Here is a 12,309-nt window from a genome sequence, read left to right on the forward strand (position 1 = left end):
GATGATGTCTCTTTCGGAGCGTGAATGCTGTTCAGCACGAGGGGGATCGACGAAGACGGCCGGTGTCAGCCGATGCTGAACGGAGCCCCGTAGAGGGTGGTCTTCGAGTAGTTGGTGCCGATGATCTCGACCACGGTGTAGGCGCGCGCCTGTGCGTATCCGGCGCAGCCCTGGATCTGGAGTTCCACATCCTTGTAGCTGACGTGGTACTGGCCCGCCTCGACGATGTCGAAGCCCTCGACGCCGACGAACTTGACCTCGCCGGGGCCGATCTTCACCGAGATGGAGCCACCGGCGTTCATGCCGGTGGTGGTGATGCCGCCGGAGACGCCGGCGGAGATGGCGTTGTCGGCGATGCTGACCTGGCAGCCGATGATGTAGCCGGTGTTGATGCGCGAGGAGCCGTGCGTCGAGGAGTTGTTGGTACCCGGCGCACCGCTGCCGCCGACGAAGGGCTTGGGGTCGCCCTTGGGGGTTTCGGTCACGTCGGCGAGTACGGTGCCGCTCACCCAGGCCACGCGTCCGGCGCCGTTGGCAGCCATGGACGGCGAGATCAGGGCGCTCTCCGCGACCCGCTTGATGGTCACGCCGGGTCCGACCGTCTCACCGTCCGGCAGCGGGACGAAGGTGTCGGCGGTCGCCGTACCGCTGGCCAGCCCGAGGGCGGCGGTTGCCAGCGCGGAGGCAGCAAGGAGTTTTCGCATCGTGGGATTTCCTCATCAGGTGGGTGAATCGAATCGCGTTCTCGGACAACTCGCAGCGACCGGGAACCGACTCGCGTCTAGCAGTGGGAAGGACTACCACCACCAGGACCGGGAATAGGGCTCGTACGGTGTAAAAATATGGGATGTATCACAGTGCTGTGGCGAAAATCCCTGGTGGGCAAATGAGTTCGCTAAGAAGGAGGGTATTGGCCGTACTGCTCCCCGGCATTCGCGCGGCTGGACAAATCCCCCGGTTTGTAGGTTAGGCTAACCTCGCTTGATGTGACCGGAGTCGTTGACGTGCCGCGTGACCTGCACTGACGCGCTGATGAGAAAGCCCCGATGGACAGACCGCGAGAAAGCCTCAGCACGGCCAGCGATGCTCCGGCAATCGTCGCCGCGCCCACCCGGCACTGGCGGGGTTGGCTCGCGGCGGGTGCGGTGCTAGCGCTCGTCTGCCTGTTCAGCCTGCTCGTCGGAGCGAAAGCCATTGCCGTGGGCGAATTCTGGGCAGCCCTGTGGCACGGCGGCGACTCGCCGGACCGGCTGATCGTCACCGAGTACCGGCTGCCGCGCACCCTGCTCGGGCTGTTGGCGGGCGTCGCGCTCGGCGTCGCGGGCTGCCTGATGCAGGGACTCACCCGCAATCCGCTCGCCGATCCGGGGCTGCTGGGCATCAATGCCGGGGCCGCCTTCGCGATCACCGTCGCGGTCGCCTTCCTCGGTGTCACCGAGCTCGCCTCCTACGTGTGGTTCGGCTTCATCGGTGCCGCGCTCATCGCGCTGGTGGTGTACCGCCTGGGCACCGCGGGCAGGCAGGGGGCGGATCCGGTGCGCCTGACCCTGGCGGGCGTGGCGGTCACCGCGGTGCTGACCGGCCTGACCAAGGGACTGATCCTGCTGAACGCCAAGGCTTTCGACGAGATGCGCCAGTGGGATTCCGGATCGCTGACCGGGCGAGGCTACGACATCATCGCCGGTGCCGCGCCCTTCATCGCCGTCGGACTGGTGGCCGCCGTCATCGCCGCCCGGTCGCTCAATGCCGTCGCCCTCGGCGACGATCTGGCCCATTCACTGGGCGTGCGCGTCACCCGCACCCGGCTGCTCACCGCCGCGGCCCTGACCCTGCTGTGCGGCACCGCGACAGCCGCCGTCGGTCCCATCACCTTCATCGGCCTGGCGGTCCCGCACATCGCGCGCTGGATCGTGGGCCCCGACCAGCGATGGATCATCGCCTACTCGCTGCTGCTCGCGCCGACCCTGGTGCTGGGCGCGGATGTACTGGGCCGCATCCTCATTCCCGGTGACGAGGTCCCGGCGGGTCTGGTGACCGCCTTCCTCGGCGCACCGGTGCTCATCTGGCTGGCCCGTCGCGCCCGGGCGGGTGCGGCATGAGCACGGCGATCGACTTCGGCCGCACCACCCTGGTGGTGCGCGCCCGCGGCCGCAGCGTCCGGATGGGGCTGCGCACCGTCGTGGTGTGCGCGGTGCTGCTGGCCGTGGCGCTGGGTGTGGCCGTACTGGCCCTGGGCACGGGCGATTACGCCATTCCACCGGATCGGGTGGTGCGCGCCCTGTTCGTCGGTGACAACCGCTTCGACCGACTCGTGGTGTGGGAGTGGCGATTCCCACGGGTGCTGCTCGCGCTGGCGCTCGGCGCGGCCTTGGGCGTGAGCGGCGCGATCCTGCAATCGGTGACCCGGAATCCGCTGGGCAGTCCGGATATCGTGGGATTCAACACCGGGGCCTACACCGGTGCGCTGATCGTCATGCTCACCCTGGGCGGCGGCAGCTTCCAGACCGCGGCCGGTGCGTTGCTCGGCGGTCTCGGTGCGGCGCTGGCCATTCAACTGCTGGCCTTCCGCCATCATGTCAGCGGCTTCCGGCTGATCATCGTGGGCATCGGCGTGAGCGCCATGCTGGCCTCGGTCAACACCTGGCTGATCCTGCGGGCCGATCTGCACGCGGCCATGTCGGCTGCCGCCTGGGGCGCGGGTTCCCTGAACGGCCTGTCCTGGCCCCAGGTCGGTCCGGCACTGGCCATCCTGGCAGTCCTGACCGTCGCCGTGTTTCCGGCCGCGCCCCGGCTGCGCACGCTGGAACTGGGCGATGATCTGGCCCACGCCTTCGGGATTCGAGTGGGCCGGGCCCGCATGCTGCTGATCGTGCTGAGCGTGGCGCTCACCGCGACCGCCACCGCCGTCGCCGGACCGATCGCCTTCGTGGCCCTGGCCGCGCCGCAACTGGGTCGCCGCCTGGCGCGCACCCCGTCCACCGCGCTCGCCCCGGCCGCCGCCATGGGTGCGCTGCTGCTGGTCGCCTGCGACTGGATCGCCCAGCGTGCCTTCGCCCCCACCACGCTTCCGGTCGGCGTCGTCACCGTCTCGATCGGCGGACTGTACCTGGCCTATCTGCTGGTGGCCGAGGCGCGACGGAACTAGAGGAAGCGACGATGAACGAAACCGCCGATACCGCTGGGGAATCAGCCGCCGCCGCGGCGCGGCTGCGCGCGGACCGGGTTCGGCTCGGCTACGGCGGCCGCGTGATCAGTGACGGGCTCTCGGTGGATATTCCGGATGGGACGTTCACCGTCATCATCGGCCCCAACGCCTGCGGTAAGTCCACGCTGCTGCGGGCGCTGGCCCGGCTGCTGAAGCCCGAGGACGGCGCGGTGCTGTTGGACGGCAAGGCGATCGCGTCGTATCCGGCCAAAGAGGTGGCGCGGCGCATCGGCCTGCTGCCGCAGACCTCCACCGCGCCCGACGGCATCCGAGTGGCGGATCTGGTGGCACGTGGCCGCTATCCGCATCAGTCGCTGCTGCGGCAGTGGTCGCGAGCCGACGCCGAGGCCGTCGCCGCCGCCATGGCCGCCACCGGCGTGACCGAACTGTCCGCGCGCCCGGTGGACGAACTGTCCGGCGGGCAGCGGCAGCGGGTGTGGATCGCCATGGTGCTGGCGCAGGACACGCCGGTGATCCTGCTGGACGAACCCACCACCTACCTGGATATCGCCCACCAGATTCACCTGCTGGATCTGTGCCGGGCGCTGAATCGGGAATCCGGTCGCACTGTGGTGGCGGTGCTGCACGACCTGAACCACGCCTTCCGCTACGCCGATCACCTCATCGCCATGCGGGACGGGCGCGTGGTCGCCGCCGGACCGCCCGGTGAGATCGTCACGGCGGAGCTGGTGCGGGAGGTCTTCTCGCTCGGCTGCCGGGTGATCGACGATCCGGAAACCGGTGCGCCGCTGGTCGTTCCACTGGCGCGCGACGCGGCCCGAATCGGTTGACGACCGCCGGTCGGGGTGCGTCGAGACGAAGCTTCCCCACTCCAACTTAAGTTAGGCTAACCTACTTCAGTTGTCTTTTGGTGGGACGTCCGCAGGGGTGGTGCGGGCCGAATGTTGTTGCTGATGAAGGGAGTTGCCGTGGTGTCGGTGGAGCGGAACGATGCGAGAACCTCTCTCGGACTGCCGCTGACCGGACCGCAGCTGGGCATCTGGAACGCTCAGCGCTTCGATCCCGACTCGGACCGCTACCTGGTCGGCGAGGTGCTGGAGATCACCGGCGACGCTCCCGTCGATGTCGAACTGCTCGCCGAGGCCATCCGTCGCACCGTGGCCGAGGCCGAGAACATGCGGTTGCGCTTCCGGGAAACCGCCGAGGGGCCACGGCAGTTCGTCACCGATGCCGAGGCCGTGCTGCGGCCGACCATCGACCTGCGCGCCGCCGCCGAACCCGTGGCGCTGGCCCACGAGGCGGTGGCCCTCGAACGGCAGCGCGCCGCCGAGGACTGCCGCGCCATGGTGGACCGGCAGCTGTACAACTACACGCTCATCCGGGTCACCGACTGCCAGGTGTGGTGCGTGCAGCTCTACCACCACCTCATCGTGGACGGTTACAGCGCGGCCCTGCTCTCGCGTCGGGTGGCCGCGCACTACACCGCGCTGCGGCGCGGAAAGCCCGCGCCCAAGCCCACTTTCGGCACCATCGCCGCGCTGGTGGCGGAGGAGCGGGAGTACCGCGCCGGTGCGCAATTCGAACTCGACCGCCGGTTCTGGCGCGATCAGCTCACCCCGTGGCCCGATCTCGACGGCCGCGGTCGTCACGTGGGCGGAGCGGTGGAGCGCACCCTGCGCGCCGAGGCCGTGCTGTCGGCCGAAACGCTGGCCCGGCTGCGTGAATGCGCGGAGAACTACGGCATCACCTGGGCGGATGTACTGGTGGCGAGCTACGCGGCCTTCCTGAACCGGCAGCTCGGCACCTCCGATGTGGTGATCTCCATGCTGCTCATGGGCCGAGTCGGCCGGGCCGCCCTGACGACCCCGGCCATGGCCGTGAACGTGCTGCCGCTGCGCCTGCCCGTGCGCGCCGACGACCGCCTGAGCGATCTCGGGCCGCGCGTGGCCGAGGCGTTGCGTGCGGTGCGGGCGCACCAGCGCTACAGCGGCGACGATCTGGCCCGCGACTTCCACGGTTACGGTGCGGGCGAGCTGCTGCACGGCGTCGGCATCAACCTCAAGGTCTTCGACTTCGCACTGGACTTCGACGGTGCGCGCGGCGTCCTGCGCAATGTGGCCGGCGGGCCGCCGGAGGACCTCGGCCTGACCGTCACCCCGCTGCCCGACGGCACGGTGCTGCTCGGCTTCGAACCCGATGCGCGCACCAATGATCCGGAGGATGTGCGGCGGCGCATCGACGGCTTGGTTCGGGTGATCGACGCCTTCACCGGCGGTGGCAAACCCGCGGTCGGGGCGCTGGAACTCATCGCGCGGGCGGAGCGCGCCCGGCTGCTGGCCGCCCGGTCCGGCGCGGCGGCGACCGACAGCGCCGAACTGGTGCCGGACGCCCTGGAGCGTCTGGTGGCCGAGCGACCCGACACCGTCGTACTCGCGGCGGGCAGCGGACAACCGCATGAGAACCCGTGGACAGCAGCCGAATTCGGCATCCGGGTGAACCGCCTCGCCCGCTGGCTGCGCGGCCGGGGAGTGGGCCCGGAATCCGTGGTCGGCATCGCCCTGCCCCGCACGCCGGACCTGGTGGTGGCCATGTTCGCGGTGTGGCGTGCGGGCGGCGTCTTCCTGCCCCTGGACCCCGAACATCCCCTCCCGCGCCTGCGCGCCGTCATCGACGACGCCGACCCCGAATTGGTGCTCAGCGCGGGCGACCTGGCGGCCCGGCTAGCGGCCGAGGACGACGCTCGCGACCCGAAAACCGTCGGGTCCGGTGCAGGGTGTCCGGAGCACGGACGAACACCGAGCCGTTATGTGGACATCGACGCCGTGGGATTCCACGACGAACTCGACCGGTGCTCGGGCGCTCCATTCGATACCGACGGTGTGGACGGTGCGGGGGTCGGCCCCGAACCGCTGACCCGGCAGACGGGGGACCCCTCCTCCCGGATCGGGTCGACCTGGATGGTCAGTGACCGCTCCTCCGGGACCGAGTCGACCGTACCCGAGACCGTGGGTGCGGGTGCTGATCGCGGTACGGGCTCCACCGCGGCGGCGGTCGCGGATTCGCGAGCGTTGGCGGCGGTCGCATCTGCACCCGGGTCCGCTCCACGCGTCGTCGCCCCGGCCGAGGACGGCACGGTGTCGGCTCTCGCCGTCGGCGCGGGGGCAGGCGCACGGAAGCCGTCGTCGCCCAGCGGCGGTCCGGACGCGGGACACGGCGCGTACCTGATCTACACGTCCGGGTCGACCGGGCGGCCCAAGGGCGTGCTGGTGGAGCATGGGGCGTTGGCGGCGCTGCTGGCCGCGCATCGGGCCGGGATGTACGCCGAGACGGCCGAGCGCGCGGGACGGCCGCTGGCCGTGGCGCATACGACGTCGTTCGCCTTCGACGCCGCGCTCGATCCGTTGCTGTGGCTGCTCGACGGCCACCGTATCCACCTGTACGACAGTGAGATTCGGCGTGATCCCGGCGCACTGGTCGCGGCCTTCGCGCGGGACGGGATCGACGTCGTGGACGGAACGCCCACCTTCGCGGCGGCGCTGTTGGAGCACGGGTTGGCCGATATCGGGCCGCGACTGCTGGCGCTCGGCGGGGAGGCGTGCCCGCCGGAGCTGTGGCGGGCCGTGCAGCGCGCGGGGATCACGGCGGTCAATCTGTACGGGCCGACCGAGGCCACCGTCGACGCGCTCAGCGCACCGGTGGACGGCGCGCTTCCGGCCATCGGTGCGCCGGTTCGGGGAGCGCGAATCCATCTGCTGGACAATGCCCTCCAGGCGGTCGCCGACCATCGGGTGGGCGAGTTGTATCTGGCCGGACCGCAGCTCGCGCGCGGCTATCTCGGCCGTGCGGACGTGACGGCGGACCGCTTCGTCGCCGACCCCTACGGACCGCCGGGCGCGCGCATGTACCGCACCGGCGACCGGGCGCGCTGGGTGCCCGGTCGTGGTTACGAGTACGTCGGCCGCGTCGACAATCAGGTCAAGATCCGCGGTCACCGCGTGGAACTGGGGGAGGTCGAGGCCGCGCTCGGGGCGCTGCCCGAGGTGCGGGCGGCGGCCGCCGACATTCGTGAGATCTCCGGACGACCCACGCTCGTCGGCTACGCGGTCGCGGCCGGGGCCGCGCCGAACGCGGTCGAACTGCGTTCGCGGCTGGCGGATGCGGTGCCCGACCACATGGTGCCGTCGCGGCTGGTCGTGGTGGACGCGCTGCCGCACACCGTGAACGGGAAGATCGACCGTGCGGCGTTGCCCGAACCGCCGTCCGACACCGGCGGCCGTCCGCCATCCACCCCGGCGGAGATCGCGGTGTGCGAGGTGGTCGGGTCCGCGCTCGGTCACGACACCGTCAGTGTGGACGAGGACTTCTTCGGTGTCGGCGGGGACAGCATCACCGCCATCAGCGTCAGCAGCCGCCTGCGTGAGCGCGGGCTCGTGCTGTCACCGCAGGAGCTGCTGTCCCGCCGGGCGCTGAGCGAACTCGCCGCCGGCGCAACGGTTGCCGGGGAGGCCGCGCTCCCCGGCCGACCCGCGCGGGGGCTGACGCTGCCGCGGACGAGCCTGGACGAGCTGACCGCCCGCTACGGCGAGATCGCCGACGTACTGCCGCTGTCCCCCTTGCAGGAGGGCCTGCTCTTCCACGCACTGCGCGACGGAGACGCCGACGTCTACACCATGACGGCGCGATTCGACCTGGAGGGTCCGGTCGCCCCGGACCGGCTGGCGACGGCCTTCCAGCGTATGCTGGCCCGGCACCCGAATCTGGGTGCGGCCTTCCGCTACGAGGACTTCGATCAGCCGGTCCAGGTGGTTCCGGCCGTGCCGCGGGCCGACGTCCGGGTGGTGGACCTGCGCGACCGCACGGCCGGGGCCGCCGAGCGGACCGCCGCCGAACTGGAGTTGCGCGCGGGTGCCGAACCCGTCGATATCGCCGAACCGCCGCTACTGCGCGTCGTCCTGATCCGCCTGACCGATACCGCGCACCGACTGGTGCTCATCGCCCACCATCTGCTCGCCGACGGCTGGTCGGTGCCGATCATGCTGCGCGAAACGCTCGCGCTGTACCACGGCGACGACCGACATCTGCCCGCCCCACCGTATTACGGTGACTATCTGGCCTGGCTCGGCGGCCGCGACAACGCGACGGCGGTCGAACGGTGGAGCGACTACCTGGCCGGGTTGCCCGCACCCACGCTGGTGGGTGTCCCCGCGGGGCGACGCTTGCCCGCCGTCGGCCGCGACGTCGACCTACCCGCGACCCTGGGCACCGACCTGGAGGCGTTGGGCCGCCGGCACGGCCTCACCATGAGCACGCTCGTACAGGGCGCATGGGCGATGGTGCTCGCCGAGTACGTCGGCCGCACCGATGTGGTCTTCGGGACCGTCATCTCCGGCCGCCCGGCCGAACTGCCGGAGGTCGAGAGAACCGTTGGGCTGTTCAGCAATACGGTGCCGGTACGCGTGCGGCTGGACTCGGACCGGCCGCTCGCCGCGCAGCTCGGTGAGATCCAGCGGTCGTGCTTCGACATACAGGCCCACGGCTATCTCGGCCTGGCCACCGTCGAACGCGCTGCCGGGCTCGGACGACTCTTCGACACCCTCGTCGTCTTCGAGAACTTCCCGAAATCGGGCCTGCGCCAACCCGACACCCATGAGGTGCGGGTCGCGGACGTAGCGGTGCACAGCCTCACCCACTTCCCGATCACGGTCACCGCACGCCCCGGCGAGCGGTTCCGTCTGATGCTGCACCACGACCCGGCGGCGGTCGCGGATACGACGGCGGCACGCCTGGCCCAGCACCTCGGTGCCGTACTGTCCGCTCTGGTCACCGATCCCACCGCCACGGTGGCGGCGCTGGCCGCCGCGACGGCTCTGCGGGAAACGCGGGGCAGCACGCTCGCGGACTGGGGGACCGTCGTCGCACCGACGGCACCGGCCGTGACGCTCGCGGACACCACGATCGACCACGGCGAGTTCCACGCCCGCGCGAATCGTCTGGCGCGCTGGCTGATCGCGCGCGGTATCGGCCCCGAGACCGTGGTGGCGTCGACCATGCCGCGCACCATCGACGCGGTCGTCGCCGCCCACGCCATCGCGCGCTCCGGCGGCGTCTACCTGCCGGTCGACCCCGACCAGCCCGCCCAGCGCCGCGAACGCATACTCGACACCGCCGCTCCGGCGCTGGTTCTGGAATCTCTGGACGATATCGACACCGCCGGATTCGCGGACACCGAACTGGGCGATGCCGATCGCATCGCACCGCTGCGGCCCGCCCATACCGCCTACCTGCTGTTCACCTCCGGCTCCACCGGCGTGCCCAAGGGAGTGGCAGTCAGCCACGAGTCCATTGTGAACACCTTCGAATGGCTGTGGGAGCAGCAGCGTTTCGGCCCCGGCGATACCGTGCTGTACCGCACCCCGCCCATTTTCGACGCCTCGCTGTTGGAGCTGTATCTGCCGCTGCTGGTCGGCGCGCGGATCGTGCTCACCCGCCCGGACGGCCACCGCGACCCCTACTACCAGGCCGAACTCATGCGCGCCGAGCAGGTCAGCGTCGTGCAGATGACGACCTCCATGCTGACCGTGCTCGCCGAGGAGACCGATCTGGCCGGGTGCGCCGATCTGCGCTGCGTCATCACCGGCGGGGAGGCGCTGCCCCCGGCTACCGCGCGGCGGGTACGGGAACTGACCGGCGCACGGGTGCACAACCTGTACGGCCCGACCGAGGCCGCGGTGTGCATCACCTACCACGAGGCCACCGACGCCGATACCGCATCGGTGCCGATCGGCAAGCCCGCCAAGGGAACCGGGGCCCGCGTCTTGGACGAGCGGCTGCTCCCCGTCCCGGCCGGAACCATCGGCGAGCTCTACCTGACCGGTGCCCAGCTGGCCCGCGGCTACCTGTCCCGCCCCGACCTGACCGCCGCCGCCTTCGTCGCCGACCCCTACGCCCCCGGTGCCCGCATGTACCGCACCGGTGACCTGGTGAAGTGGAACCCGAACGGCGAACTCGACTACCTCGGCCGCGGCGACAGCCAGGTGAAACTGCGCGGCCAGCGCATCGAACTCGGCGATATCGAAGCGGCCCTGTCGACCTGCACCGGCGTGGCGCAGGCGGCGGTCCTGCTGCGCGAGGACACCCCCGGCGACCAGCGCCTGGTGGCCTACCTCATCCCGCGCGCCGGTGCCGATCTCGACCCCGACACGATCCGCACCGAACTGCGAACCACCCTCCCCGCGTACATGATCCCCGCCGGCTACGTGGCCCTCGACCGGATCCCCCGCACCGCCAGCGAGAAGATCGACCGCAGGGCCCTGCCGGTCCCGAGCTACGACGCCGACCTTGCCGACTCGACCGCTCCGGGAGTCCCCGGCGGCCGGACACCAGCCCACGAAACGCCGGGCGAGAGTGCGGACCGCGCTCGGAACGGCGTCGGCGCAGCGGAGCATGAGTCTCCGGGACGAAACGATCTGTCGGGCACGGCGGGTCTCGCGCGGACAGCGGATGCCGCCGTGCCGCGCGACCCCGGCTCGGTCTCGGAATCCGCGCCGACAGCGGGTACCGGCGTGGTGGAGAACTCCGGCCCGGCGGCGGAGGCAGCGACGTGCGGCACCGGCCGCGCAACGATGCCCGCAGACCCGCACACGGTGCCGAGCAGTCGTTCGGCCACAGCCCGATCCGCGGCGGCGGGCGGAAACACGGCCGCGTCCTCCCAGCTCCCCGGGGAGCCGGAGTGCCCACCTGCGGGCGGGCTCGCGTCGGTGGTGGCCGCTGCCGTCGCGCAGGCAACCGATTCGCACACGGAGGCAGCGCTGCTCGGCGATATCCGCGCCGCCATGGCGGCGGTGCTGTCCGCGCCCGATATCGGCGTGGACGACGACTTCTTCGCCGCGGGCGGTCATTCGCTCACCGCCGTCCGCCTGACCGGCAGGCTGCGACGCACCGGCATGGACACCGTCTTGGACGACATCTTCGCCGCCCCGACCGCACGTGCCCTCGCCCTGCGCATCGGCGCGCGCGGCGCGGTGCTCGGCCCCGCTGCCGCGGGCGGTCTCGCGGACCATTCGGACCGCGCCACCCCGCCTGTCCCGGTCGCCGTGGTCTCCCACCCCGCCCCGGTCCCAGCGGGCACGAATCGTGGCGTGGTCGGCAATGGAACCGCGGGCCCCGGCGGCCTGGCGGATGCATATATGACGGGCGGTAGCGACGGGAGCGCGCGCGGAATCAGCGCTGGGGGCACCGAAGGGCCAGGGGTTGTCGATGGAGCACCGGGCACCGTCGGAACACCCGGTACCAACGGAACACCCGGTACCGATGGAGCCGGGCGCATCGATGGTGGTGCCGAGCCGGAAGGAACTGTGGGCAGCGACCGTGCGGCGATCAGCGCCGCCGCCCATGCCGACGGTCTCGCGCTGTTCGGCGGCCGCCTGGACCACGTGCTGGAACTGCGGTCCGGGGGTTCGGCCGCGCCGCTGTTCTGCGTGCATCCGGTCGGCGGCACCGCCTGGCAGTTCGGGCCGCTGGCCCGGCTGCTGCGGGCGGACCGGCCGATCATCGGCCTGCAACTGCCCACCCTGCGCGACCGGGACTTCCACGCGGACACCCTCGAAGAACTGGCCCGCCACTACCTGGCCACGGTCCGCCGCATCCAGCCGCACGGACCGTACCGCCTGCTCGGCTATTCGCTGGGCGGCAATATCGTGCACGCCATGGCGGCTGCCCTCGAGGCCGAGGGGGAGTCGCTCGCCTATATGGGCCTGGTGGATTCGCATCCGCTGGCCACCCTCGCCGAGCAGGCCGCGCGGGCGCTCACCACCCCTGCCGAGCTGGACCGGCTGCTGCCCGAACTCCCTTCGGACGCACCGGAACTCGCCGCCGCCGTGCGCACCGCCGCGACCGCGCTGCTGGGTATGGTCACCCGTTCCACGCCGCCGCGCTACCACGGCTCCATGGCCCTCTACGCCGCCGACACCGGCACCCAGCCGGGTCGAGCCGAGGCTCAGCTGTCCGGCTGGCTGGCCGACGGCGCGCGGCTGGTGGTGCGCCGCCTGCCCTACTCGCATGTCGACATCGTGTCCCCGACCGGCTGGACCGAGGTCGCGGCGCTGCTGGACGCCGACCCGGCGATCCGCGCATGACCCTCCCCC

Annotated in this window: 5 protein-coding genes; 4 read left to right on the forward strand and 1 reads right to left on the reverse strand. The window is 71.3% G+C overall.

The window, feature by feature from the left end:
• Nucleotides 1–65 precede the first annotated feature (65 nt).
• A complete protein-coding gene (locus QJS31_RS05210) occupies nucleotides 66–704 on the reverse strand; it encodes an MspA family porin (protein WP_029931915.1) in 639 nt (212 codons plus the stop codon).
• Nucleotides 705–1,046: 342 nt separating this feature from the next.
• Between QJS31_RS05210 and QJS31_RS05215 the strand changes: the two genes are divergently transcribed.
• From QJS31_RS05215 to QJS31_RS05230, 4 genes are all read left to right on the forward strand, one after another.
• Nucleotides 1,047–2,099 carry an iron ABC transporter permease gene (locus tag QJS31_RS05215; RefSeq protein WP_306356044.1) on the forward strand — a complete coding sequence of 351 codons (1,053 nt, stop codon included), beginning with the start codon at nucleotides 1,047–1,049 and terminating at the stop codon, nucleotides 2,097–2,099.
• Nucleotides 2,096–3,145 (forward strand): iron chelate uptake ABC transporter family permease subunit, encoded by a 1,050-nt coding sequence (locus QJS31_RS05220; protein WP_306356045.1) that lies wholly within the window; start codon nucleotides 2,096–2,098, stop codon nucleotides 3,143–3,145. The genes QJS31_RS05215 and QJS31_RS05220 overlap by 4 nt, the downstream gene beginning before the upstream one ends.
• Nucleotides 3,146–3,156: 11 nt before the next feature.
• On the forward strand, nucleotides 3,157–3,996 hold the full coding sequence (locus QJS31_RS05225) for an ABC transporter ATP-binding protein (protein WP_282781335.1): 840 nt from the start codon (nucleotides 3,157–3,159) through the stop codon (nucleotides 3,994–3,996).
• A gap of 123 nt (nucleotides 3,997–4,119) precedes the next feature.
• The gene (locus tag QJS31_RS05230) at nucleotides 4,120–12,300 is read left to right on the forward strand and encodes a non-ribosomal peptide synthetase (protein WP_306356046.1); all 8,181 of its coding nucleotides are present in this window, start codon (nucleotides 4,120–4,122) and stop codon (nucleotides 12,298–12,300) included.
• The last annotated feature ends 9 nt before the right edge of the window (nucleotides 12,301–12,309 follow it).

The organism is Nocardia sp. CC213A (assembly GCF_030766805.1).
GTDB lineage: Bacteria > Actinomycetota > Actinomycetes > Mycobacteriales > Mycobacteriaceae > Nocardia > Nocardia otitidiscaviarum.

Excerpts from the sequence above, each read along its gene's own strand:
- QJS31_RS05225 (WP_282781335.1), top strand. The coding sequence starts at position 3,157 with ATGAACGAAACCGCCGATACCGCTGGGGAATCAGCCGCCGCCGCGGCG.
- QJS31_RS05215 (WP_306356044.1), top strand. The coding sequence starts at position 1,047 with ATGGACAGACCGCGAGAAAGCCTCAGCACGGCCAGCGATGCTCCGGCA.
- QJS31_RS05230 (WP_306356046.1), top strand. The coding sequence starts at position 4,120 with ATGAAGGGAGTTGCCGTGGTGTCGGTGGAGCGGAACGATGCGAGAACC.
- QJS31_RS05220 (WP_306356045.1), top strand. The coding sequence starts at position 2,096 with ATGAGCACGGCGATCGACTTCGGCCGCACCACCCTGGTGGTGCGCGCC.
- QJS31_RS05210 (WP_029931915.1), bottom strand. The coding sequence starts at position 704 with ATGCGAAAACTCCTTGCTGCCTCCGCGCTGGCAACCGCCGCCCTCGGG.